This is a genomic window from Mesorhizobium sp. M4B.F.Ca.ET.203.01.1.1, assembly GCF_004791025.1.
Taxonomy (GTDB): Bacteria; Pseudomonadota; Alphaproteobacteria; order Rhizobiales; family Rhizobiaceae; genus Mesorhizobium; species Mesorhizobium abyssinicae.
In genome coordinates this window covers 23,859-47,171 of sequence record NZ_SRUO01000011.1, presented here as the reverse complement: position 1 = coordinate 47,171, position 23,313 = coordinate 23,859, and the positions used below count along the sequence as shown (strand labels likewise).

Genomic DNA, 23,313 nt, shown 5'->3' with positions numbered 1-23,313 from the left:
TCTTCGCCGCCAGGCTGTTCCAAGGCTTCTGAGCCGACGACAGCCCTTCCTCATCCCGACGTTTTCGCCTGCCAGGCTTTCAGCGCCTCGTCGAACACCTTCTCGCCGGGAATGCCCTTTTCCATGGTGAGCAGGGCGCGGCGTCCGGTCTTGTAGACGACCGGAACGTCGATCCAGTCCTGGCCCCTGAGCAGCGTCAGATTGGCGTCCTCGTCAGCCTTGGTGTCGTTGAGAGCAACAAGGAAGAAGCCGTCTGCGATCTTGGCCGGGATGCCGATCAGCGGGCTGCCGGCATCCTGTTCGGAGCTCTTCATGGCGATGCGCAGGATGTTGTCGACGCCGCCGCCGTCAAACCCTTCCGGCGTCAGGAAGATCATCTCGATGATGTGGCTGGCCGGCAGCGTCTGGTCGGTGTTGCGCCTGATCGTCATGCGCAGCTGGATGTCCTTGCCCGGAATGGTCGCTTCGGCGCGGATCGCCGGTTCCGGCGGCAGGTCGCCGCCAGGCGATTCCTGCACCAGCGACCAGACGATGTTGCCGGGCTCGGCCGAGCCCTGCTGGGTGCTGGTGCGCTCTTCATAGAAGATCGCCTTCTGGCCGACCGGCAGCGCGGTTTCAGTCGGCGCGGCGGCCGGTGCGGCTGGCGCAGCGCCAGCGGCCGGTGCGGCGCCGGCTGCCGGCGCGGGCTGTGCGCCGGCGGCCGGTGTTGGCGGCGCAGCGGCCGCATCAGCCGGCGCGGCGGGTGCGGCAGCATCGGCGGGAGCGGCAGGTGCGGCAGCATCGGCCGGCGGCGTTGCACCGGGCGCGGGAACCGCGGGTGCGGCGGTAGCCGCTGCCGGCTGGCTGACTGGCGGCGGAGCGGCTGACGGCGGTGTCGTCAGCGCAGCGACGGATTCGCCTTCGCCAATGCCGCTTTGCCCGCCGGCCGGGCCGGGATCGGTCTCCTTGCCCTCGGGCGTCAGGCGCTGGGTGAACTTGGTCGCCTCGGCCGGTTCGCCGGCGCCCGCCGCCGGCGGCGCCGCCGCGGCGTCGGCGGCAGGCTTGGCCGGCTTCACCAGCGGCTCGGTGGTGACGGTCTTATCTCCGCCAAGACCGAGCATCGAGCCGAACGCGTCCTTGTTCAGCCAGATGCCGTAGCCACCGCCGCCGATCACCACGAGCACGGCGGCCGCGGCGATGAGCCCGCCATAGCTGCGCTTGCGCGCGGCGGGGCGCAGCCGCTGGAAAGTTTCGGCCGGCGCCGGCTCCTGGTCGTTGTCGAAGACCTCATCCTGGTCGTTCGGCACCGAGCTGTCCATGCCAGCCAGGGGGACATCGGTCTCGAATGGCGGCGGCGCTGGCGGCGCCTTCTGCCAGCCTGGCTCCGTCTTGGCGACGGGCGGCGCCGGCCGGAACGGTTCGGGCTTGGCGGGCTCCGGCCTGGCCGGTTCGGGTTTGGCGACGACAGGCTGCCGGACATGGCTCGGCTGGTTCTTGTTGCGGTCGATCGAGGAGAAGATGTGCTCCAGCTCGGCCAGCGGATCGGCCGCCGGCGCGCTTTTGGCATAGCCCCGTTCGACGCTGGAAATGGCATCCTCGAGAGTGCGCTTCTGCTGATCGGCGACCGACGGCGCCAAAGGCGGGACGTGGTCCGCAAGCTTCTTGGCGATTGTCGCCCGCGCCTTGTCATAGACCTTCGACCGCATCTCCGGCGTGTTCTCGCTGAGACTGTCGATCGTCTTTTTCAGAACGGTGATGAAATCTGCCATGCTTCAGTGGACCTGCATTTTGTTCCCGGGCCGGCCCCCGCAAATCAGCCGCTATGCCTGGAAAGGCTGAGAAACTAGTCTTGAAACGGATCGGTCACAAGTATCGTGTCATCCCGCTCCGGGCTGGTGGAAAGCAGCGCCACCGGCGCGCCGATCAGCTCCTCGATGTATCGGACATACTTGACCGCCTGGGCCGGCAGATCGTTCCAGCTGCGCGCGCCGGCGGTGGTGCCTTTCCAGCCTTCGAGCGTCTCGTAGACCGGCTCGACACGTGCCTGCGCGCCCTGGCTTGCCGGCAGATAGTCGATCGTCTCGCCATCGAGGCGGTAGGCGGTGCAGACCTTGATCTCGTCCAGCCCGTCGAGCACGTCGAGCTTGGTCAGCGCGATGCCCTTGATGCCGTTGACGGCCACCGCCTGGCGCACCAGCACCGCGTCGAACCAGCCGCAGCGGCGCTTGCGGCCGGTGACGACGCCGAATTCATGGCCGCGCGTGCCGAGGAACTCGCCGATCTCGTTCTTCTGCTCGGTCGGGAACGGACCTTCGCCGACACGCGTCGTGTAGGCCTTGGTGATGCCGAGCACATAGCCGATGGCGCCCGGACCGACGCCCGACCCGGCTGCCGCCTGGCCGGCGACGGTGTTGGACGAGGTGACGAACGGATAGGTGCCGTGGTCGATGTCGAGCAGCGTGCCCTGCGCGCCTTCGAACAGGATGCGCTCGCCGGCGCGGCGACGGTCGTCGAGAACCTTCCACACCCGGTCCATGTAGGGCAGGATGTCGCCGGCGACCGAGGTCAGCTCCTGCATGATCGCCTCATGCGTCGCTTCCGGGTGGCCGAGCCCGCGACGCAGCGCATTGTGATGCGTCAGCAGCCTGTCGACCTTCACGGGAAGCGTTTCCAAATCCGCCAGATCCATCACCCTGACCGCGCGCCGGCCCACCTTGTCCTCGTAAGCGGGTCCGATGCCACGGCGGGTCGTGCCAATCTTCGTCCCGGAATTGGAGGCGGCGTCCTCGCGGAATCCGTCCAGCTCGCGGTGCAGCGACAGGATAAGCGCGGTGTTTTCGGCTATTTTCAGGCGGTCCGGCGTCACCTCGACGCCTTGCGCCTTCAGTTTCGCCGCCTCGGCGACGAACGCGTGCGGATCGAAGACCACGCCATTGCCGATGATCGACAGCTTGCCCTGCCGCACCACGCCGGAGGGCAGCAGCGACAGCTTGTAGACCTTGCCGTCGACGACCAGCGTGTGGCCGGCATTGTGGCCGCCCTGGAAGCGCACGACGACGTCGGCCCGCTCCGACAGCCAGTCGACGATCTTGCCCTTGCCTTCGTCGCCCCACTGCGAGCCGACGACCACCACATTGGCCATGTTGCTTTTCCCTTGAGATGCCGACTTGCGGCTTGAAAACGACAGGCCTCTATAGCGTCAAGACCCGGCGAACGCGACCATTCTTTGCCGCCGAAAACGGCCAAAGGCATAAGAATTTTGCCTGCCGCGCCATTTGCCCGGGCGAGCGGGGCGCGATGCCGCGGCTTTGCTCCCGGGCGCTCCCGCCAAGCCGACGCCGGCACAAATGCAAGCGCCGCGCGGCTATCGCACGCGCGGCGCTGTCATGCAAACGGCGAGACTTCGTTCAGTCGGCGCCGACGTCGAACCGCAGGCGCTTCGCCGAGTCGATCGACTTGTGCGCCCGCACCTGCTCCAGGACCGTTTCCGGGAACGGCGCGTCGAGATAGAGCAGCGCGATGGCGTCGCCACCCGGCCGGTTGCGGCCAAGCTGGAAGTTGGCGATGTTGACGCCGTTCTCACCGCAGACCGTGCCGAGCAGGCCGATGATGCCGGGCGCGTCGGCATTGGTCGTGTAGAGCATGTCGCGGCCGACCTCGGCGTCGAGATTGATGCCCTTGATCTGGATGAAGCGCGGTTTGCCGTCCGAGAAGCAGGTGCCGGCGATCGACCGGGTCCTGTGCTCGGTGGTGACGGTCAGCTTGATGTAGCCGTCGAAGACGCCCGACTTGTCGCGCTTGACCTCGGCGACGATGATGCCGCGTTCCTTCACCATGATCGGCGCCGACACCATGTTGACGTCGGAGACCTGCGGCCGGATCAGGCCGGCAAGGGCCGCGCTGATCAAAGCGCGCGTGTTCATGGTCGCGGTCGAGCCGTCGAACAGGATCTCGACCTCCTTGATCGGATCCTCGGTGACCTGGCCGACAAAGGCGCCGAGCACCTCGGCGAGCTTGACGAAGGGCTTCAGCCGCGGCGCTTCCTCGGCGGTGATCGAGGGCATGTTGATGGCGTTGGAGACGGCGCCCTTGATCAGGTAGTCGGACATCTGCTCGGCCACCTGCAGCGCGACGTTCTCCTGCGCCTCGGTGGTCGAGGCGCCGAGATGCGGCGTCGCCACGACATTCTCCATGCCGAACAGTTCGTTGTTCTCGGCCGGCTCGACCTCGAACACGTCGATGCCGGCGCCCGCCACCTTGCCGCTCTTCAGCGCCGCAACCAGGTCGGCCTCGACGATCAGGCCGCCGCGGGCGCAGTTGATGATGCGCACGCCGGTCTTCATCTTGGCGATCGCCGCCGCGTCGATGATGTTGCGTGTCTTGTCGGTCAGCGGCGTGTGCAGGGTGATGAAGTCGGCGCGCGCGAAAAGCTCGTCGAGCTCGACCTTTTGAACGCCGAGCTCCTCTGCGCGGCTGTCCGACAGGAACGGGTCGAAGGCTATGACATGCATCTTCAGCCCGACGCCGCGCGTGGCGACGATCGAGCCGATATTGCCGCAGCCGATCACGCCCAGCGTCTTGCTGGTGATCTCGATGCCCATGAAGCGGTTCTTTTCCCACTTGCCGGCATGCGTCGAGGCATTGGCCTCCGGGATCTGGCGGGCGAGCGCGAAGATCATCGCGACCGCGTGCTCGGCGGTGGTGATCGAATTGCCGAAGGGCGTGTTCATCACGATGATGCCCTTGCGGCTGGCCGCCGGGATGTCGACATTGTCGACGCCGATGCCGGCGCGGCCGACGACCTTGAGATTGGTCGCGGCGTTGATCAGCTTTTCGGTGACCTTGGTGGCCGACCGGATGGCGAGGCCATCATACTGGCCGATGACTTCGGCGAGCTTTTCCTTGTCCTTGCCGAGATCGGGCAGATAGTCGACCTCGATGCCGCGATCCTTGAAGATCTGCACTGCGGTGGTTGAAAGCTTGTCTGAGACGAGAACGCGGGGCGCCATAGCGGCCTCCTTCGAATGAGATTGATCCGGTTGGGAATGGGCGGCCTTTGCGGGCCGCCCGCCAGAAACTCAGGCCGCTGCCTTCAGCGACGCCTTCTGCGCGGCAAAGGCCCAGTCGAGCCAAGGCAGCAGCGCCTCGAGGTCGGCGGTCTCGACGGTTGCGCCGCACCAGATGCGCAGGCCAGGCGGTGCATCGCGATAGGCGCCGATGTCATAGGCGACGCCGTCCTTGTCGAGCGCCGAGACCAGCCCCTTGGCGAAAGCCGCTTGCCCGTCGGCGTCGAGCGCCGCGACATCTGGATCTGTGAAGGAAAAACACGCCGAGGTGTTCGAGCGCGTCGCCGGGTCGACGGCGAGATGGCCGAGCCAGGATGATTTGGCGACGAACCGGTCGAGCACCGCCGCATTGGCGTCGGCGCGGGCGACCAGGGCGTCGAGGCCACCGATTGATTTCGCCCAATGAAGCGCGTCGAGATAATCTTCCACGCACAGCATCGACGGCGTGTTGATGGTCTCGCCCTTGAAGATGCCCTCGATCAGCTTGCCGCCCGAGGTGAGGCGGAAGATCTTCGGCAGCGGCCACGAAGGCTTGTAGGTCTCCAACCGCTCGACGGCGCGCGGCGACAGGATCAGCATGCCGTGCGCGCCCTCGCCGCCCAGCACTTTCTGCCAGGAGAAGGTGACGACGTCGAGCTTGGCGAAATCGAGCCTTTGCGCGAAGGCCGCCGAGGTCGCGTCGCAGATGGTCAGACCCTTGCGATCGGCGGGAATGAAATCGCCGTTCGGCACCCGCACACCCGACGTCGTGCCGTTCCAGGTGAAGACCACGTCGCGGTCGAAATCGATGCCGGCCAGGTCCGGCAGCGCGCCATAGCCGGCCTCGAACTTGCGCACGTCGGCGAGCTTCAGCTGCTTGACCACGTCGGTGACCCAGCCCGAGCCGAAGCTTTCCCAGGCGACCATGTCGACGCCGCGCTCGCCGAGCAGCGACCAAACCGCCATCTCGACCGCGCCGGTGTCGGACGCCGGCACGATGCCGATGCGGTAGTCGGCCGGAACCTTGAGGATGTCGCGCGTCAGCTCGATCGCCTGTTCGAGCTTGCTCTTGCCGATCTTGGCGCGGTGCGAGCGCCCGAGCGTGGCAGCTTTCAGCGCCTCGACCGACCAGCCGGGACGTTTTGCGCAGGGACCTGAGGAGAAATTGGGATTTGCCGGACGGAGTCCGGGCTTCGTAAGCGTCGTCATCGTGGTCTATCCTTCCAGATAGTGGCCCCTCGTTGGGGAGGGGTGGCCCACGGACGGCGATATGCGTTCAGGCTTCCGGCGTCAAGAGGAAAGTTTTTGTCGCTGGCGGGATACTCGCGCTGAGTCGGCAAGCAGCGGCCCGCAAAAGCAAACGGCGGGCCACGGACCCGCCGTCAAGAATCCTGCCCCGGCGGACCTACCAGAGATCGTAGCGCAGCCCGAGCTTGACCGTCTGGTAGTCGATACCCTTGTGGATGTTGAAGGCGCCGCTGTCAAAGGCCACGTATTTGGCGCTCGGCACCGAGAAGTACTCGTAGCCGAGATCGACCGAGAGGTTCTTGCTCACCTGATAGGAGAACCCGGCGCCGATCGAATAGGCGAGGTTGAATTTTGCTTCGGAATCCTCCGATCCCTGGTAACCCGCCGGATCATCGCAGGTGAAGCCGCCGCCGCCCGACGAATCCGGCGCGATCTCGACGCAATTGCGCTCGCCCTGGGTCTTGAAATACTTGTTGTAGGCGACGCCGATGCCGCCGCCGACATAGGGCGTGATGCCGACATAGGTGCCGAGGTCGACATAGCCATTGGCCATCACGCTGTAGCCCTTGTTGGTGGCGCGGTTCGTGGCCACGCAGTCTTCCGTATCCGGGGCCGTGCCGATGATGATGACGCCGCCGGGCCCGATCGTCACCGTATTGGTGTGGCCGGCGCAGCCGTCCGGCACCACTGCGTGGTCGCCGAACTTGTTGGTCGGCAGGATGCCGCCATTGAGTTCGACCCTGAGGAAGTCATTGAGGTGGTAGCCCATGCCGATGCTGCCCGTGAACAGGCTGCTGTCGTTGGTGAAGCTGGTCGCTCCGCTCGCCGAGATCTGATGCTCGAACGGATGGCTGAACGCGTAGCCGATATCGCCGCGCAGATACCATCCCGAGCCGACCTCGACCGGCACGTAGTCCGGCGCCTGGTCGACATAGATCGGCGGATCGTAGTCGGCCGGCAGCGCCTGCGTCACCGGCATCAGCACGATGGCGGCCAGCGCCAGCGCAATACGCGATTTGAATACCATGTCCCCGGCTCCCGAACTTGGCGCGCGCCGCAAGCGCAGCACCGTTTTTCAAGGAGCATTGTTAACCATAGTGGTTAAGTGCCGGTTAAGGATAACAGAGCGTTAGCGAATTGATTTCGAAGAGCTTTCGACCTGACTTTTCTTGCAAACGAAAAACCGCCCGGCAAGGTCGGGCGGCTGAGGAACTTCTCGAATATTCAGGCGCTTACTTGGTGTAGATCGGCTCCGGCTCCGGAACATAAGGCTCCGGCGGCGGGGCGCAGTCGGACCTGCCGAACTGGTAGCGCAGGCCGCCGCGCACTTCGTGCACGTCGATGCCGCGGTCGTAGCCCGGGCCGACGTTGCTGGTCGCCTCGTAGTCGAACATCTTGCCGCCGTTGATGTGGCTGTAGCGATAGCCGACGTCCAGCTTGACGCGGTCGGTCAGGCAGTAGGACGTGCCGGCCATAAGGGCATAGGCGAAGCGCCAGCCCTTGCCGCCGCGATGGAAGAAATCGCCGTCGGCGTCGCTGTTGTGCAGCGTGTCCCACTTCACCCAGGCACCGCCGATACCGGCGCCGACATAGGGCGTGAAGCCGTGCCAGGTGCCGATATCGACATAGGCATTGGCCAGGAGCAGCAGCGCCGAATAGGACGAGGTGTCGGTCGACACGCAAGGCGTGCCAGGAGCGGGCGTGTTACAGAAGCCGCTGGTCGAGCCGCGGAACTTCGAGCCGAACATCCAGTCGCCCGTCAGGTCGGTGCGGAAGTGCTGGTTGATCTGGTAGCCGACGCCGGCGCCGGCGGAGAAGGCGCCCTTCAGCTTGCCGCTGTCGAAGCTGCCGGGGATCTGCGGTGCCGCGCCATAGGTGATATAGTCGCCGCCGCCGAAACGCGACCAGTGATAATCGATGTCGCCGCGGATATACCAGCCGCCGACGTCGACGGGCTGCTCGTAGGTGACCGGCGGCGGCGCCGCTTCGACCACTGGCGGTTCCGCGAGATCGGCGGCAAGCGCCGGTCCGGCCACCCCCGCGAACAGCGCGGCAAACAGTGCCATTCTTGCTGTATTGAACATGCTTGTCACCCCTAAGAAGCCTCGGAACAACGAATCCGCCCGAATGCGATTGACCTCGGGTGTGGATAATGAATTGCAAAGGTTAAAAGCCGTTTAACCGTACCGATTAACTACGAATCTATACAATTTTAGAGCGAACTGCTCGCCCGGCCGGCCCGGCCTTGCCGAGGCGATTGCGCAAAAAAGCCCGCCGGATGGCGGGCTTCGCGAATTCGGCGGCCGTGCGCGCTCGGATCAGGCGGCGCTGCGGGTTTCCGAAATGATGCCGACGAGATCGTTCACGACAGCCTCGACCAGCTGCGGGTCGTCGCCCTCGGCCATGACGCGGATCAGCGGCTCGGTGCCGGAGGGGCGGATGACCAGGCGCCCGGCCTTGCCAAGCCGGTTGCGCGCCTCCTCGATCGCCGCCTTGACCGGCGCTTCCTCGAGCGGCTTGCCGCCGGCGATGCGGACATTCTTCAGAAGCTGCGGCACCGGCTCGAACTTCTTCGACAGCTCGCTGACCGGCCGGTTCTGCCGCTTGATGCAGGCCAGCACCTGCAGCGCCGAGACCAGCCCGTCGCCGGTGGTCGAGAAATCGGAGAGCACGATGTGGCCCGACTGCTCGCCGCCGACATTCAGCCCATGCGCGCGCATGTGCTCGACGACATAGCGGTCGCCGACCTTGGTGCGGTGCAGCTGCAGCTTCATGTCGCCGAGGAAGCGTTCCAGGCCGAGATTGGACATCACCGTCGAAACGACGCCGCCGCCGGCCAGCCGCCCGCTCTGGTGCCAGGACTCTGCGATCAGCGCCATGATCTGGTCGCCGTCGACGATGGTGCCGTTCTCATCGACGATCACCACCCGGTCGGCGTCGCCGTCGAGCGCGATGCCGATATCGGCGCGCACCTCATGCACCTTCTTCTGCAGGCCGGCCGGATGGGTCGAGCCGCATTCCTTGTTGATGTTGAAGCCATTGGGCTCGACATTGATGGCCACGACCTCGGCGCCGAGTTCCCACAGCGCCTCGGGCGCCACCTTGTAGGCGGCGCCGTTGGCGCAGTCGACGACGATCCTCAGGCCCGACAGCGACATCGAGCGCGGCAGCGTGCGCTTGGCGAATTCGATATAGCGGTCATGCACGCCGTCGACGCGCTTGGCGCGGCCCAGCCCGTCGGAATCGGCAAGCGCCAGATCGATGTCCTTGTCCAGCATGCCCTCGATGCGCTCCTCGATCTCGTCGGAGAGCTTGTAGCCGTCAGGGCCGAACAGCTTGATGCCATTGTCGTAGTAGGGGTTGTGCGAGGCCGAGATCATCACCCCAATATCGGCGCGCAGCGAGCGCACCAGCATGGCGACGGCCGGCGTCGGGATGGGACCGAGCAGGAACACGTCCATGCCGGCGGCGCACAGGCCCGAGACCATGGCGTTTTCGATCATATAGCCGGAAAGCCGGGTGTCCTTGCCGAGCACGACACGGTGGCGATGGCTGCCGCGCTGGAACGAAAGGCCGGCGGCCATGCCGACCCTCATGGCGACTTCCGCCGTCATCGGAAACTTGTTGGCGCGTCCGCGAATACCGTCGGTGCCGAAATACTGCCCTGCCATGCGTTCCCTGATCCCCGTCGGTTTTTCAGCCGCTCGTATTGCCACAATTGAGCCGCACCCGAACATCACATTTCGTGATTATATATTACCATTCCTTAGAAAATCATTGTTGCGGGCCGTGCAAGCGATTCGACAGTCTATCATGGCGGTCCTTCTTGCGGGAACGACCAGGCGTTGCAGCTCCATGGGGTCCGGAATCGCCCGCCAGACCTTGCTCGAGGGCATCTGAGCGCAAGGATTCCATCACCTTATCGGGAGCAACACAGTTTGTGAGGGTGTCCGCGCCGCTGGCATCTGGCGCGGGCGGGCGTTGAGGGCTATTGGTTTCGCAAAGGGACAACCTATGGGCGGCAGCAACGGAGAAAACGCCATGCTCATCCACCGACTTGCAACCTTGACGGGATTAGCCGTCGCAACCCTGTTCCTGGCGGCGCCGGCCAATGCGCTGACCATGGCCGAGTGTAGCACCAAGTATAACGCGGCCAAGGACGCCGGAACACTTAACGGCCAGACATGGAACCAGTTCCGCAAGGCTGAATGCGGCACCGACGCGGCGGCAACGACCGCCGAGACCAAAGCCGCCAAGAAGACGGCGAAGGCGAGCGATGCGGCCAAGACCGACACCAAGGCCGCCGCTGCCACCGACGACAACGCGGCCAAGGGCCTGACCGCCAAGGAATGCAGCACCAAATACCAGGCCGCCAAGGCCGCCGGCACGTTGAACGGCATGAAGTGGAACGACTTCCGCAAGACCGAGTGCGGCGCCGGTGCCACCGCCGCTGCTGCCGACGCCAAGCCCGCCAAGACGACCAAGGCGGCGGCCGCGACCGAAGAACCCGCCAAGGGCCTGACCGCCAAGGAATGCAGCGCCAAATACCAGGCCGCCAAGGCCGCCGGCACGCTGAACGGCATGAAGTGGAACGACTTCCGCAAGGCCGAATGCGGCCCCGGCGCCACCGCCGCGGCGGAACCCGCCAAGGCAACCACCAAAGCCGCCGCCGCTGAAGGCGGCAAGGGCCTCAGCATGGCCGATTGCAGCGCCAAGTATCAGGCGGCCAAGACCGCCAACAAGCTGAACGGCATGAAGTGGAACGACTTCCGCAAGGCAGAGTGCGGCGCTGCCGCGGACGACGACGACACGGTGCCGGCTCCGACCGAGGCGACCTACACCAGCGAGCCCGAGAAGCCCACCGTTGCCGCTCCCAAGGGCGTGAAGTTCCCGACGGCGATCTCCAAGAAGTATGCCAGCGAGACGCCGGGCAAGGGCCGCATGCACACCTGCCTCGAGCTCTACTACGCCAACAAGGACGCCAACACGCTGAATGGGCTCAGGTGGATCCAGAAGGGCGGCGGCTTCTACAGCCTCTGCAATGCCAAGCTGAAGAGCTGATTTCGCTTCGTTTACGGCTGACGAAGGCCCGCGAACCGTAAGGTTCGCGGGCCTTTTTCTTTGTTGGGGGTATTTGAGCGAGTACGGCGCATTTGAGCTGGCCAGCGGATATTCCTCAGGCGTTGGCGCTGCCCCTCACCTGCCTGCCGGCATCCTCTCCCCGTATAGTGACGGGGAGAGGGGCGCTCTCATCGCCGGTCTCGCCAATCGCTAACGTTTCAGGAAAGGCGACGAGGTTGCGGCCAGCCCCTTCTCCCCGTCACTATACGGGGAGAAGTGCCCGGCAGGGCGATGAGGGGCAGCGCCGACTTATGAAAAGAGAGCGGGTCAAAAGCAAAAACGCCACCGACCAGCCGCGGCGCTTTTGGTAGGTATTCGCTCATCCTCACCCCTGCGGCTGGGGCCGCATGCCGCCTTTCTTGCGGCGCCCGCCGGTGCCGGCCTTGCTGGCATCTGCATCTCGCGGGAGCGATCGGCATCGTCAACCCGCCCACACTTCCACCGCCAGCTTTATAGTCGCTCGCAAAATTCCGATTGAACATATACAGAACAAACAGTATACAAAAAGACATCGATCTCGTTAGCAACCCGGAGGGTCTTATGTCTAGTTTGAAATTGGCGGTATTGGCTGTGACGGCATTGGTTGCGTGGGGCGTCGCCCCTGCAAGCGCACTGACGATGAAGGAATGCGGAGAGACCTATCGCGCAGCCAAGGAAGGCGGCACTCTGAACGGCATGGACTGGGCCGCCTTCCGCAAGGAGAAATGTGCGATGCCCGTTGCGGAGAGTGTCAGCACGGATACGGTCAAAACCGAGCCGCAGCCGAAAAAGGAAACCAGCGCGGCGGTCGCGCCCACCGTAGCGCCGGCGGGCGTGACATTCCCGACCACGCTGGCCGCCGAGTTCAAGACCGAAAAGCCCGCGAAGGCGCGGATGAAGACCTGCCTGCAGGGGTACCACGGCAACAAGGAGGCAGGTACGTTGAACGGCCTTCGTTGGATCCAGAAGGGCGGCGGCTATTACAGCCTGTGCAATGCGCGGCTGAAAGCTGAATCATAAAAAACGGATACGGCGGATAAAGCGATTCCACAGCCGCCAGGCCGTCATCCTCGGGCCTGTCCCGAGGATCTGCTGTCGTGCGACATCTGGGCGACGGAGTTGGAAACCGCCAACCCGGTTGCGTTGCTGGTCCTCGGGACAGGCCCGAGGATGACGCTCCAATGTACATCCGGCGCGTCTCCTGATTCACAACGCGTCGTGCGAAGCCGAAACCAAAGAATAGAGCGCTTCTGCGTTCCCTGAAACGGCAAAGCGCTCTGATCTCGACTAGAGCGGTTCAGCGTTTCATGGAATCGCCGAACCGCGCTAACTATTTGTTTCGACGCAATTCCGGACGGAAAACCGTTACACACTTTTCCTGGAATTGCTCTAGCCCTGCGGCTGCGGCTCCATGCCGCCTTCGGGCTCCGGGCCCTTCTTGCGGCGGCCGCCGGTGCCGGCCTTCGGCACGGCCGAGCCGCGGCTGGGCGGCGTATCGTCGCCGAGGTCGCGGGCCGGCTTGTGGCCGGCGATCAGTTGCTTGATCTCTTCGCCGGTCAGCGTCTCGTATTCGAGCAGCCCTTGCGCCAGCGCGATCCATTCCTTCTTCTTCTTGGTCAGGATGGCCTTGGCCGTCGAATAGGCGTCGTCGATCAGCCGGCGCACCTCGGCGTCGATGATCTGCGCCGTCTCTTCCGAGATGTTCTGCGTGCGCGCCACTGAATGGCCGAGGAAGACCTCTTCCTGGTTGTCGCCATAGGCGACATGGCCGAGCTTGTCGGAGAAGCCCCAGCGCGTGACCATGGCGCGCGCCAGCTTGGTCGCCTGCTCGATGTCGGAGGAGGCGCCGGAGGTGATGTTCTCCTTGCCGAACTTGAACTCCTCGGCGACACGGCCGCCCATCATGATGGCGAGGCGCGAGACCATGTACTTGTAGCTCATCGAATAGCGATCGCCTTCCGGCAGCTGCATGACCATGCCCAGCGCGCGGCCGCGCGGGATGATCGTCGCCTTGTGCAGCGGGTCGGCCGTCGGCACGTTGAGCGCCAGGATGGCATGGCCGGCCTCGTGATAGGCGGTCAGCTCCTTCTCGGCCTGCGTCATCGCCGACGAGCGGCGCTCCGCGCCCATCATGATCTTGTCCTTGGCGTCCTCGAATTCGGCCATGGTGACGAGGCGCTTGTTGCGCCGCGCCGCCATCAGGGCGGATTCGTTGACGAGGTTCATCAGGTCGGCGCCGGAGAAGCCGGGCGTGCCCCGCGCGATCACCTTGAGGTCGACATTGGGCGCCAGCGGCACGTTGCGCACATGCACCTTGAGGATCTTCTCGCGGCCGACGATGTCGGGGTTCGGCACCACCACCTGGCGGTCGAAGCGGCCGGGCCTCAGCAGCGCCGGGTCGAGCACGTCGGGCCGGTTGGTGGCGGCGATCAGGATGATGCTTTCGTTGGACTCGAAGCCGTCCATCTCGACCAGCAACTGGTTCAGCGTCTGCTCGCGCTCGTCATTGCCGCCGCCCAGCCCTGCGCCGCGATGGCGGCCGACAGCGTCGATTTCGTCGATGAAGATGATGCAAGGCGCGTTCTTCTTGGCCTGGTCGAACATGTCGCGGACGCGGGATGCGCCGACGCCGACGAACATCTCGACGAAGTCCGAGCCGGAGATGGTGAAGAACGGCACGTTGGCCTCGCCGGCGACCGAGCGGGCAAGCAGCGTCTTGCCGGTGCCGGGAGGGCCGACGAGCAGAACGCCGCGCGGGATCTTGCCGCCGAGGCGCTGGAACTTCTGCGGGTCGCGCAGGAACTCGACGATCTCTTCCAGGTCTTCCTTGGCCTCGTCGACGCCGGCGACGTCCTGGAAGGTGACGCGGCCATGCGCCTCGGTCAGAAGCTTGGCCTTCGACTTGCCGAAGCCCATGGCGCGTCCGGAGCCGGACTGCATCTGGCGCATGAAGAATATCCAGACGCCGAGGATCAGGATCATCGGCAGCCACGAGATCAGGTAGCCGAACAGCGAGTTGGAACCGTCGGATTCAGGCCGGGCGTTGATGGTGACGTTCTTGTCCTGCAACCGCGACACCAGCGACGGATCGCCGGGCGAATAGGTCTGGAAGCCGGTCGAACTGTCGGTGTAGGTGCCGGAAATACGGGCGCCGGCGATGGTCACCGTCTTGACCCGTCCAGCCGCGACATCCTGCAGGAACTGCGAATAGGCGACCTCGCTCGAGGCGCCGCGCGTCTGCGGCGTCTGGAACAGGTTGAACAGGGCGATGAGCAGGACCGCTATGATCGCCCAGAGCGCGAGGTTGCGATAATTCGGATTCATCTATTGTCCCGTTGGGCGTCCGCGGACGGACACGCATGATCTGAGGAAGCTTGGGCCTAACATAGGGAGAGCGCCTCCCCTTGCCAAGCATAACAGCACGTGTGGGTTAAGCTTTCGCCCAACCATCAGCCGGCACTGTGGCCGTGGAAAGGCAAGGCCGGGAGCGGCGGCGCGCCGATCAGCCGGGCCACGGCGGCGGCGGGCGCAAGATCGAAGGACGGCAGGAAGCGCGCGAACGGCGCCACGACGGGAGCGATCCCGACCTGCGGCGGCACCCCAGCCTCGCCTGGAAAGCCGAGGCATTCCGCCCCGAGCCACAGCGCGGGCTCGGCGGCAAGGGCTGCACGTGCAAGGCTCGGCGGCGTGCCGTCCTCGGCGACGGTCCGCTTTGCCGCGGCCGCCGTGCCCAGCGGCGCGATCAACAATCGGCTTTCCCTGTCGGCCAATGTGATCCGCCGCCGACCATCCCAGAGGCCCTCGCTGGCGGCCGGCGCCAGCTCTGGCAAACCGCGCGACTCCCGGCGCAGGAAGATGCCGGAACGCCGTGCATCGAGCACCGTCCGCGACAATGTGGCGCAAAGCGATCCGGCCCGAAGTCGATCGAACAGCGCCTGGCTGCGGGCCGCGTCCGGCAGGAAGGAAACGCCGCCGATCGTCGCGAGCAGAATGCGCAAGGCATAGACAGCACTCGCAACGTCGCCGAGCGCGGCGAAGGCCGGATCGAGGCGAACGAGGCCCTGGGCCGCCATGCTGGCAAGATCGCGGATCAGCAGGGCGGCGCGCCGGCCAAGCTCTTCACGGCTGGCGGCGGCCTGCCCGGCCGACGCCATCGCCTCCGCGAACCGCCGCGCGCCGTCGTCGCCGGCAAGTGTGGCCCTGACGCGCGGCCGCTCGAAATGCCGATCGAGATTGGTCGGGTCCTCGGCCCAGGCGATGTTGCGGCGGCGCAGCACTTCGCGCAGCGCCGCGCGCCGCGTGCCAAGCAGCGGCCTGACGATCCAGCGTTGCCAGTCGTGGAGCGTAGCCGGCGCCATTCCGGCAACGCCGCGCCCGCCCTCGTCGTCGATCTCCTTTTCACGTCGCGCCTCTTCACGGCCCCCTTGTTCACGCGCTTGCCGCATGAGCACCGTTTCGGCCTGGTCGTCGGCGGTGTGGCCGGTGAGGATGAGGCCAATGCCTTCCGCTTGCGCCGCCTCGGCCAGCAGCCGGTAGCGCGCCTCGCGCGCAGCGGCGGGCAGGCCGGACGACGGCTTCTTGCCCGACCAGACGAGGGTGCGGTGCGCGATGCCGCGCTCGGCGCAAAGCCTGGCCACTTCGCGCGCTTCCGCCGCCGAGCCTTGCCGCAGATCGTGGTCGATTGTCACCGCCAGCAGCCTGGTCGCAGGCGCGACGCGGTCGAGATGGGTCTTGAGGAGGATGAGAAGGGCGGTCGAGTCGCTGCCGCCGGACACGGCTACAACGGCGCCGTCAGAAAAATCGATATCAGAAAAAAGCCGTTCCGAAAGGTCAGGCTCGGCGTCGAGCATCACCGCATGTCGTCCGAAACAGGTCCCGGCTTTGGGACGACGACATGCAAAGGAGCTAGCACGCCGCGAGCGCCCGTTCCTGCTTGACCCGCTCCTTGAGCGCGCTGGAGATATCGGGGTAGCGCTTGCCGATCTCGCCGAAAGTGGCGCACGCCACGTCGTTCTGCTTCAGCCCGACCAGCGACACACCGAGCTTCAGGAGCATGTCGGGCGCCTTCTTGGCCTTCGGGTAGTCCTTGCTGGCGGCGAGGAAGACCTCGGCCGCGTCGCGATATTTCTGCTGCCCGAGCAGCGACTCACCCAGCCAGTAATGAGCGTCCGCCGCCTTTGTATCCTTCGGGAAGCGGCTGATGTGATCGCGGAAACCTTGCTCGGCCGTGCCATAGTCGCCCGACAGGATGAACTGGTAGGAGTTGCGGTAAAGCTCGTCCGGATCGTTGGTGGAAGGCAGTGCCGCGACCACCGTGCCGCCGGACTTGCCAGCCTTGGCGTCGGTTGCCGGCGCGGGGGCAGCCGGTGCGGTCTCGGCAGGGGCGCTGGCCTGGGTGTTGCCGTCAGCGTTGACCACATTGCCGTTCTTGTCGACGGTGATGGTGCCGAACGTCTTCGGCGGCGCGCCGGTGATCACCTTGCCGGGGTCGCCGGTCTGCGACTCGACGATGACCTCGCCGACGCTCTGGCCGCCGTCCGACTGATTGCCGGCATCGGCCGGCGCCTGCTTGGCCGGAGCCTCGGCGACGCTGTTGTCGGTGCCGCTTTCGGTATTGCCATCGCTGTTGGGAGCCGGCGTGGCGTCCGACTTCTTCTGGCTGGCCGGCTGCTGCCCGCCTTGCGTGCCGCCCTCGAGCTGCTGGAAGCGGAATTCGTTGTCTTCCTGCTGCTTGCGGATCTGCTCCTGCATCTGCAGGATCTGGAAATTGAGTTCCTCGATCTTGCCGTTCATCTGCCTGAGCTGGTCTTCCAGGCCGGTGGCGCTGGCGCCATCCTGCTGCGCGACCTGCTGCTGCTCCGGCTTCTTCTTCTCGCCAAAGATGCCAAGGGTCGGCAGGTGGAAGGAAAAACCGCTATCGGCAGGCTGCCCGGTGCCGGCTGCCGGGGCGGCGATGCTGGATAGGAGCAGCAGCGCAAGCGTGCCGCTGAGGACCGTTCTGAAGTGCATTATGTCTCTCGCCGTGAAATTGATAGCCCGTTGCGCCCTTCCGATTCCGAGTGGGACCAAGCGCCCTCGGCTCATAGCAGGGCGCGAGACTTCGGCCAAATTTTGTTTCAGGGCGCTGGATATGAAAAAGGCGGCCAAATGGCCGCCTTTCGCATGGATCTGTTGCAATTTTGCCGCCCACAGCGCCGCGCGTCGTCAGACGCGCAAAGGACGCTGTGGCACTTTTGGATTGACCCATGATCCTTTCCGAAAATCGAATCCGATTTTCGGGGTCATGCGTCAGGAGCCGGCGCCGGAGAGCGTGGTGACGGCGCGGCGGTTCTGCGACCAGCAGGAGATGTCGTCGCAGACGGCGACCGGGCGCTCCTTGCCGTAGGAGATCGTCTTCAGGCGCTGGGCCGAAACGCCCTTGGAGACCAGGAAGTCGCGGGTGGCGGCGGCGCGGCGAGCGCCGAGCGCCAGATTGTACTCACGCGTGCCGCGCTCGTCGGCATGGCCTTCGATGACGATGGCATACTGCTTGTACTGGTTCAGCCACTGCGCCTGGCGGCCAAGAGTCGTCTGCGCGTCGGCGCGGATCGACGAGGAGTCGGTGTCGAAGAAGATGCGGTCGCCGATGTTGACGGTGAAGTCCTGCGCCGAGCCCGGCGTAGCGGCGCCTGCGCCATTGAGGCCGAGATCGGCCGCGCTGTTCGGGGTCTTCTTCGAGGCGCAACCGGTGATGGCGAGTGCCGCCACCAGCGCGATCATGGCCGGGTTTCTGGTAAGTGCTGCGATACGGCCCATGCCGCCTCTCCTTCGCATTCGAGTGATTTCGTTGATCACCCAGTAACCACGTTTGGGTTAACCGGCATTCAAGAAACACGGTTAATATTTGGTTTTAGGCCGCCGTCCGCGGCCGTACGCCCACGCACTACCAAGGGCGACAATGCGCGCGGACCGTAGGCGGAAATGCGGCCAAAACATGAAAAAAGAGGGAAATGGGGAACTGGAGAATTGAAGAACTGGAGAAAAGAGGTCACTTCAGCGACCCTCTGAGATTCACCAGCATTCCGTAGATCTGATTATAGGACCGTAGCCACTCGTCGAGCTGTGTCTTAGAGATGTACTCAAGGTCGAACGCGTAGGAGATCCATGTCTCGACTTCGCTGCACGACCCCATAGCCATTGAAATGAAGCGAGCGAATTCCGCTTTGGAATGAGGTTGCTTGGCAAAGCCCTCAGCCAAGTTGGCGCAGATGGCCTTGCTCGAGCGACGCAACTGATCGGCTAGCGCGTATTGCTCGATCCTCGGAAACGCCAACGTGGCTTTGTGAATTTCAAGAGAAACTGCGTACGCCCGCTTATAGACCTCCAGGTCCCTTGCACGTCCAACGTAGCTTCCCCGCTTCTCCATTTCTTCAGTTCTTCAATTCTCCAATTCCCCAATTCCCCAATTCCCTCCCCCTCACTCCAGCAGCGGCGACCAGGCCGGGTCGGACGCGAAGTTCGAGGTCGGGATCGACTGCTCGTTGCGGCCGGTGAGGTCGACCGAAACCAGCTTCGGGCCGCCGGCTGAGTCGCGGAAGAACATCAGCACGCGGCCGTTGGGCGCCCAGGTCGGCCCCTCCTGCTGGAAGCCGGAGGAAAGGATGCGCTCGCCCGAGCCGTCGGTCTTCATGACGCCGATCTGGAACTCGCCGCCGGTCTGCTTGGTGAAGGCGATGAGGTCGCCGCGCGGCGACCACACCGGCGTCGAATAGACGCCGTCGCCGAAGGAGATGCGGGTCTGGCCGGAGCCGTCGGCGCCCATCACATAGATCTGCGCGCGCCCGCCACGGTCGGAGGTGAACACCACCTGGCTGCCGTCGGGCGAATAGGACGGCGAGGTATCGATGGCGGTGGAATTGGTCAGCCTTGTGGTCGAGCGGCTCCTCAGATCCATGGCGAAGATGTTGGAATTGCCGTCGTCGCGCAGCAGGCTCATGATCACCTTCTGGCCGTCGGGCGAGAAGCGCGGCGCGAACGTCATGCCGGGGAAGTTGCCGACCAGCTCGCGCTGCCCGGTCTCGATCTGCAGGAGATAGACCTTGGGCTGGCCGCTCTCATAGGACATGTAGGTGATTTCCTGCCGGTTCGGTGAGAAGCGCGGCGTCAGCACGATCGAGCGGCCGTCGGAGAGATAGCGCACGTTGGCGCCGTCCTGGTCCATGATGGCGAGCCGCTTCTTGCGCGCGTTTTTGGCGCCGGATTCGTCGATGAAGACAACGCGCGTGTCGAAATAGCCCTTTTCGCCGGTAATCTTCTCATAGATCGCATCGGCGATGATATGAGCGACACGGCGCTGATTGGCGTCGTTGGCGAAAAACTGCTCGCCGGCCAACTGCGTGTTGCCAAAAATATCCCACAGCCGGTACTGGGCGCGGATGCGGCCGTCCGCCTCCTTGCTCACGCTGCCGGTCACCAGCGCCTGCGCGTTGATGACCTTCCAGTCCTCGTAGCGCGGCGCCGCATCTGGGTTGGTGATCTTTTCGACAAAAGCGGCCTTGTCGATCGGCGCGAACAGTCCTGACCGTTTCAGATCGGCGGTTACGATCTCCGATATCTGCGCGCCAAGCTCTCCCTGAAAGTCGGGGATGGCGATCGGCATCGGCTCGACATTGCCTCTGTTGACGTTGAGCTCGAGGGTTGCACGAGCAGGCAAGGTGGCGACAGAAATCATGCCCATCGCCATTGCGGCGACCATCAGGAGCGGCTTGAGGATGGCTTTCATGTCTTCTCGCTTCTCTTGCTGATTTTTTGGGCGCTCAGGCTACAGGCCAAGCATCGCTCTCGGATCAAAGTTGACGCGGACGTCGGACCATATGTCCTGCTTGCCGGCGGGCACCTGCAGCCCGGCGACATCACATTTCTGCACGGCGCGAACCGCACTGGCGTCGAACTGGGGGTTGCCGCTGGACTTTTCGATAGTCGGGCGGCCTTCCAACTTACCGGAGGCGTTCAGGTTGAAGCGAACGACCACGGTGAAATCCTCGGAACCTTCGAGGCCGACCGGAAGGGTCCAGCAATGGCCGAGCTGATCTTCCAACGCGCCTTGTTCCGACCTGGAGAGTTTCTGGCCCTGATCCTTTTCGCCGCCCAGCGAGGCCTGCTGTGTCGAGCGCTTGGCGCCGCCACCGGAAGGCTTCTGCTTGTCGAGCAGCGCCGTTATCTCGTCGGCGTTGAACTGCTTGTCTTCCGACTTCGGCTTCGACGACGCTTCCTTGACCGGCTTGTCGGCGTCCTTGCGGTCCGGCGCCTTGGCGCTCTCGGCCTGGGCCGGCTGCGGCTTCGGCCGCGCCTCGGGCGCGGGCGCGGAGTCCGGAAGCTTGGCCTCTTCGGTCGGCGGCTCCTGGGCAATGGCCTCGGCGACGGCGTCCGGCTTGACCTCTTCCTTCGGCTGGATGGCCGCGGTCTTGTCCGGCTGCGGCGCTGGTGTCGGCTCCTTGGCCGGCGTCGGCTTCGGTTCCACCTGCTTGACCGGCTCGGGCTTGACCTCTTCCTTTGGCTGCGGCACCGGCGCCACTTCCGTCGCCGGCGTCGGCTTCGGCGCTTCCTTCGGCTTCGGCGCGTCTTCGGGCTTCGGCTTTTCGGTCGGCGTCGGCGCCGGCGGCGGCGCCGACGTCAGGTCGACCGGCTTCGGCTTGGCCTCGTCCGTGATCGGCTTGTCGGTGTCGACGCTGTTTTCACCGACCTTCTGCGCATCGGGAACAATGTCCGGGCGCTTGGTCGGCGTCGGCGCCGGCTTGTCATGCATCACCGCTTTCTTGTCGCCTTGCAGCGTCTGCGCGATGGCCTCCATCGGCACGATGTCGACCGCCACCGACTCGACATCGGACGCGGGCATGGCAGGCGGCGACGACAGCGTGAACAGCCCGAAGGCCAACACTACCGTATGCAAGATCACCGATGTGGTGAGTCCCGTCCTCATCTTGCTTCTACTGATCCTGTTCCTGCAGCGAAACCAGACCGATGTTCTTGTATCCGGCCGCCGAAATGCGGGCCATCACCTTCATGGCGGTGCCGTAGTCCGTCAGCTTGTCGCCACGGATGAAGATGCGCTCGTCATAGCCGGTCTTGGAGATCGCCTGCAGCTTGGCCACCAGTTCCTCGATCGGGATTTCGGTTTCCTGCAGATAGATCTGGCCGGAGGCGTTGATCGAGACGGTGATCGGCTGGGTGTCGACGTTCATCGCCTTGGCCTGCGTATCCGGCAGGTCGATCGGCACGCCGACCGTCAAGAGCGGCGCCGCGACCATGAAGATGATCAGCAGCACCAGCATCACGTCGACCATCGGCGTGACGTTGATTTCCGACATCAGGCCGTGATGGCGGCCGCGCCGCCTGTGGCCGCGCCCGCCGCGTCCCGCCATGCCTACGGACATACCCATGATCGTACCTCAGGCCTTCTGCGCGACTTTTTCATCGATTTGCCGCGAGAGTATGGCGGAGAACTCGTCGGAGAACCCTTCCATGCGCACGGCGATCTTGTTCGCGTCGGATGACAGCTTGTTGTAGGCGATGACGGCCGGGATGGCCGCGAGCAGGCCGATGGCGGTGGCGAGCAGCGCCTCGGCGATGCCGGGTGCGACCACCGACAGGCTGGTATTCTTCGAAGCGGCGATGGCCTGGAACGAGGTCATGATACCGATGACGGTGCCGAACAGGCCGATGAAGGGCGCGGCCGAACCGGTGGTGGCGAGGAAGCCGAGCCGTCCCTCCAGCCGCTCCATCTCGCGCGTCAGCGCCAGGTCCATCGCCTTGTCGATGCGGGTCTGCAGGCCAAGCGGCGACTTGGCGCCCTTCTCGAAGCTCTTCTTCCATTCGCGCATGGCGGCGACGAAGATCGCGCCCATGCCGGTGGTCTTGCGGTCGGCGAGCGTGCGATAGAGCTCTTCCAGCGACTGTCCCGACCAGAACACCTGCTCGAAGCGGTTCAGCGCCAGCCGCATGCGGCCATAGGCGACGAGCTTGTCGACGATGATCGCCCAGGTCCAGATCGAGGCGCAGAGCAGGCCGATCATGACCAGCTTGACGACCCAGCTGGCCTGCATGAACAGCGCCCAAATCGATAAATGCGCGCCCGGTTCGGCGAGTGCGATGTTTTCCATGGTTACGTCCTTAGATTTTCCGGGCGTCGCTGGCGGCTGGGCCCATGGGCATCCCTTGTGGTCCGTTCGCGCGAGCTTGAAGCTTGCGGGATCACCCCGAATGCACCGTTTCGCGGCCTTTTCGGGGCAAATATTGGTGAAAGGAAGGCGTTCGGATTCCGCCAATCTTCACCAATCTCTTCATGAACCGTTATGGTTAAGGATGGGTTATGATATGAAGCGCGGCGCATTGCCGCGCCCCCGTCATGGCGCGGATGGTGACCGCCAGATCGCCCTGACCAGAGATATCAGCCGTCTGCTCTTGGCATGAAAGCCGCGACCCATTCCCTCGGAAAACGCCTTGGGCGGCCATTCTCGCCGATGATCGCCGCTTCGACCTTGGCCTCGACCAGCACCTCGTCGCCGCGCTTGAGCTGCTGCGCCATGTAGATGCGGGCGCCGGAAATATCCTGCGTACGCGTCTCGATGGTCAGGATGTCGTCCATGCGGGCGGGACTTTTGAAGTCTATCTCCATGCGCCTGACCACCCAGACGATGCGCTCGCCATGCTTGCCATCGGCAAGCTCGGTGTGATGGACGCCGGCGAGCCTCAGATAATCGGAGCGGCCGCGCTCGAAGAATTCGAGATAGCGGGCGTGATAGACGACGCCTGAGAAATCGGTGTCGGCATAGTAGACCCGCGCCATCAGCCGATGGCCGAATTCCGTCAGCGCGCCGGAAAGGCCCGCGCCGAGCGCCGCCGATTCACCATGATCGTCCATCGCGCTTTCCTTTTCTGGCCCGAGCAGGCAGGTGTTGCGGCG

Annotated in this window: 19 protein-coding genes; 2 read left to right on the top strand and 17 right to left on the bottom strand. The window is 64.7% G+C overall.

Features of this window, described 5'->3' with window-relative positions; genetic code table 11:
• Positions 1-50: 50 nt before the first annotated feature.
• From EN846_RS22155 to glmM, 7 genes are all read right to left on the bottom strand, one after another.
• Positions 51-1,748 (bottom strand): hypothetical protein, encoded by a 1,698-nt coding sequence (locus EN846_RS22155; RefSeq protein ID WP_135859421.1) that lies wholly within the window; start codon positions 1,746-1,748, stop codon positions 51-53.
• A 74-nt stretch (positions 1,749-1,822) separates the two neighbouring features.
• Positions 1,823-3,121, bottom strand: a complete 1,299-nt coding sequence (locus EN846_RS22150) for an adenylosuccinate synthase (RefSeq protein ID WP_127285153.1) — start codon at positions 3,119-3,121, stop codon at positions 1,823-1,825.
• A gap of 265 nt (positions 3,122-3,386) precedes the next feature.
• Positions 3,387-4,988 carry a phosphoglycerate dehydrogenase gene (gene serA, locus EN846_RS22145; protein WP_135860861.1) on the bottom strand — a complete coding sequence of 534 codons (1,602 nt, stop codon included), beginning with the start codon at positions 4,986-4,988 and terminating at the stop codon, positions 3,387-3,389.
• A 69-nt stretch (positions 4,989-5,057) separates the two neighbouring features.
• On the bottom strand, positions 5,058-6,233 hold the full coding sequence (locus EN846_RS22140; protein ID WP_135913957.1) for a phosphoserine transaminase: 1,176 nt from the start codon (positions 6,231-6,233) through the stop codon (positions 5,058-5,060).
• Between the two features lie 196 nt (positions 6,234-6,429).
• Positions 6,430-7,299 (bottom strand): outer membrane beta-barrel protein, encoded by an 870-nt coding sequence (locus tag EN846_RS22135; RefSeq protein ID WP_127393486.1) that lies wholly within the window; start codon positions 7,297-7,299, stop codon positions 6,430-6,432.
• 205 nt (positions 7,300-7,504) lie between these two features.
• On the bottom strand, positions 7,505-8,356 hold the full coding sequence (locus tag EN846_RS22130) for an outer membrane protein (RefSeq protein WP_127311747.1): 852 nt from the start codon (positions 8,354-8,356) through the stop codon (positions 7,505-7,507).
• Between the two features lie 234 nt (positions 8,357-8,590).
• On the bottom strand, positions 8,591-9,943 hold the full coding sequence (gene glmM / locus EN846_RS22125; RefSeq protein WP_127393485.1) for a phosphoglucosamine mutase: 1,353 nt from the start codon (positions 9,941-9,943) through the stop codon (positions 8,591-8,593).
• Positions 9,944-10,313: 370 nt separating this feature from the next.
• Here glmM and EN846_RS22120 point away from each other — a divergent pair, with 370 nt between their 5' ends.
• Both EN846_RS22120 and EN846_RS22110 read left to right on the top strand, forming a co-directional pair.
• On the top strand, positions 10,314-11,333 hold the full coding sequence (locus tag EN846_RS22120; protein ID WP_135859419.1) for a hypothetical protein: 1,020 nt from the start codon (positions 10,314-10,316) through the stop codon (positions 11,331-11,333).
• Positions 11,334-11,933: 600 nt separating this feature from the next.
• Complete coding sequence (locus EN846_RS22110) at positions 11,934-12,392, top strand: hypothetical protein (protein ID WP_127312334.1); 459 nt, start codon at positions 11,934-11,936, stop codon at positions 12,390-12,392.
• Between the two features lie 369 nt (positions 12,393-12,761).
• On the opposite strand, the gene ftsH is transcribed toward EN846_RS22110, so the two are convergent.
• From ftsH to ybgC, 10 genes are all read right to left on the bottom strand, one after another.
• On the bottom strand, positions 12,762-14,696 hold the full coding sequence (gene ftsH / locus EN846_RS22105; RefSeq protein WP_127311644.1) for an ATP-dependent zinc metalloprotease FtsH: 1,935 nt from the start codon (positions 14,694-14,696) through the stop codon (positions 12,762-12,764).
• A 125-nt stretch (positions 14,697-14,821) separates the two neighbouring features.
• The gene (tilS, locus tag EN846_RS22100; protein ID WP_127393191.1) at positions 14,822-16,222 is read right to left on the bottom strand and encodes a tRNA lysidine(34) synthetase TilS; all 1,401 of its coding nucleotides are present in this window, start codon (positions 16,220-16,222) and stop codon (positions 14,822-14,824) included.
• Positions 16,223-16,277: 55 nt separating this feature from the next.
• The gene (gene ybgF / locus EN846_RS22095; protein ID WP_127393192.1) at positions 16,278-17,381 is read right to left on the bottom strand and encodes a tol-pal system protein YbgF; all 1,104 of its coding nucleotides are present in this window, start codon (positions 17,379-17,381) and stop codon (positions 16,278-16,280) included.
• A 279-nt stretch (positions 17,382-17,660) separates the two neighbouring features.
• On the bottom strand, positions 17,661-18,167 hold the full coding sequence (pal, locus tag EN846_RS22090; protein WP_127283767.1) for a peptidoglycan-associated lipoprotein Pal: 507 nt from the start codon (positions 18,165-18,167) through the stop codon (positions 17,661-17,663).
• 232 nt (positions 18,168-18,399) lie between these two features.
• Entirely contained in the window at positions 18,400-18,777 is a 378-nt protein-coding gene (locus tag EN846_RS22085) for a four helix bundle protein (protein WP_127393193.1), read from the bottom strand.
• Between the two features lie 51 nt (positions 18,778-18,828).
• On the bottom strand, positions 18,829-20,133 hold the full coding sequence (tolB, locus tag EN846_RS22080; protein ID WP_127283765.1) for a Tol-Pal system beta propeller repeat protein TolB: 1,305 nt from the start codon (positions 20,131-20,133) through the stop codon (positions 18,829-18,831).
• 39 nt (positions 20,134-20,172) lie between these two features.
• Positions 20,173-21,330 carry a TonB family protein gene (locus EN846_RS22075; RefSeq protein WP_127393783.1) on the bottom strand — a complete coding sequence of 386 codons (1,158 nt, stop codon included), beginning with the start codon at positions 21,328-21,330 and terminating at the stop codon, positions 20,173-20,175.
• 7 nt (positions 21,331-21,337) lie between these two features.
• On the bottom strand, positions 21,338-21,790 hold the full coding sequence (gene tolR / locus EN846_RS22070) for a protein TolR (protein WP_126057875.1): 453 nt from the start codon (positions 21,788-21,790) through the stop codon (positions 21,338-21,340).
• A gap of 9 nt (positions 21,791-21,799) precedes the next feature.
• Positions 21,800-22,510: a protein TolQ gene (gene tolQ, locus EN846_RS22065; protein ID WP_126057874.1), complete on the bottom strand. Its 711-nt coding sequence runs from the start codon at positions 22,508-22,510 to the stop codon at positions 21,800-21,802.
• A 287-nt stretch (positions 22,511-22,797) separates the two neighbouring features.
• Positions 22,798-23,271, bottom strand: a complete 474-nt coding sequence (gene ybgC / locus EN846_RS22060) for a tol-pal system-associated acyl-CoA thioesterase (protein WP_127393784.1) — start codon at positions 23,269-23,271, stop codon at positions 22,798-22,800.
• Between the last annotated feature and the right edge of the window lie 42 nt (positions 23,272-23,313).

What these genes read in the sequence shown, in the direction of transcription:
- pal (WP_127283767.1), bottom strand. Translation starts at nt 18,167, where the DNA reads ATGGGCCGTATCGCAGCACTTACCAGAAACCCGGCCATGATCGCGCTG.
- EN846_RS22155 (WP_135859421.1), bottom strand. Translation starts at nt 1,748, where the DNA reads ATGGCAGATTTCATCACCGTTCTGAAAAAGACGATCGACAGTCTCAGC.
- ybgC (WP_127393784.1), bottom strand. Translation starts at nt 23,271, where the DNA reads ATGGACGATCATGGTGAATCGGCGGCGCTCGGCGCGGGCCTTTCCGGC.
- EN846_RS22140 (WP_135913957.1), bottom strand. Translation starts at nt 6,233, where the DNA reads ATGACGACGCTTACGAAGCCCGGACTCCGTCCGGCAAATCCCAATTTC.
- serA (WP_135860861.1), bottom strand. Translation starts at nt 4,988, where the DNA reads ATGGCGCCCCGCGTTCTCGTCTCAGACAAGCTTTCAACCACCGCAGTG.
- EN846_RS22075 (WP_127393783.1), bottom strand. Translation starts at nt 21,330, where the DNA reads ATGAGGACGGGACTCACCACATCGGTGATCTTGCATACGGTAGTGTTG.
- tolR (WP_126057875.1), bottom strand. Translation starts at nt 21,790, where the DNA reads ATGGGTATGTCCGTAGGCATGGCGGGACGCGGCGGGCGCGGCCACAGG.
- tolB (WP_127283765.1), bottom strand. Translation starts at nt 20,133, where the DNA reads ATGAAAGCCATCCTCAAGCCGCTCCTGATGGTCGCCGCAATGGCGATG.
- EN846_RS22120 (WP_135859419.1), top strand. Translation starts at nt 10,314, where the DNA reads ATGCTCATCCACCGACTTGCAACCTTGACGGGATTAGCCGTCGCAACC.
- EN846_RS22110 (WP_127312334.1), top strand. Translation starts at nt 11,934, where the DNA reads ATGTCTAGTTTGAAATTGGCGGTATTGGCTGTGACGGCATTGGTTGCG.
- tilS (WP_127393191.1), bottom strand. Translation starts at nt 16,222, where the DNA reads ATGCTCGACGCCGAGCCTGACCTTTCGGAACGGCTTTTTTCTGATATC.
- EN846_RS22085 (WP_127393193.1), bottom strand. Translation starts at nt 18,777, where the DNA reads ATGGAGAAGCGGGGAAGCTACGTTGGACGTGCAAGGGACCTGGAGGTC.
- ybgF (WP_127393192.1), bottom strand. Translation starts at nt 17,381, where the DNA reads ATGCACTTCAGAACGGTCCTCAGCGGCACGCTTGCGCTGCTGCTCCTA.
- glmM (WP_127393485.1), bottom strand. Translation starts at nt 9,943, where the DNA reads ATGGCAGGGCAGTATTTCGGCACCGACGGTATTCGCGGACGCGCCAAC.
- EN846_RS22135 (WP_127393486.1), bottom strand. Translation starts at nt 7,299, where the DNA reads ATGGTATTCAAATCGCGTATTGCGCTGGCGCTGGCCGCCATCGTGCTG.
- tolQ (WP_126057874.1), bottom strand. Translation starts at nt 22,510, where the DNA reads ATGGAAAACATCGCACTCGCCGAACCGGGCGCGCATTTATCGATTTGG.
- EN846_RS22130 (WP_127311747.1), bottom strand. Translation starts at nt 8,356, where the DNA reads ATGTTCAATACAGCAAGAATGGCACTGTTTGCCGCGCTGTTCGCGGGG.
- EN846_RS22150 (WP_127285153.1), bottom strand. Translation starts at nt 3,121, where the DNA reads ATGGCCAATGTGGTGGTCGTCGGCTCGCAGTGGGGCGACGAAGGCAAG.
- ftsH (WP_127311644.1), bottom strand. Translation starts at nt 14,696, where the DNA reads ATGAATCCGAATTATCGCAACCTCGCGCTCTGGGCGATCATAGCGGTC.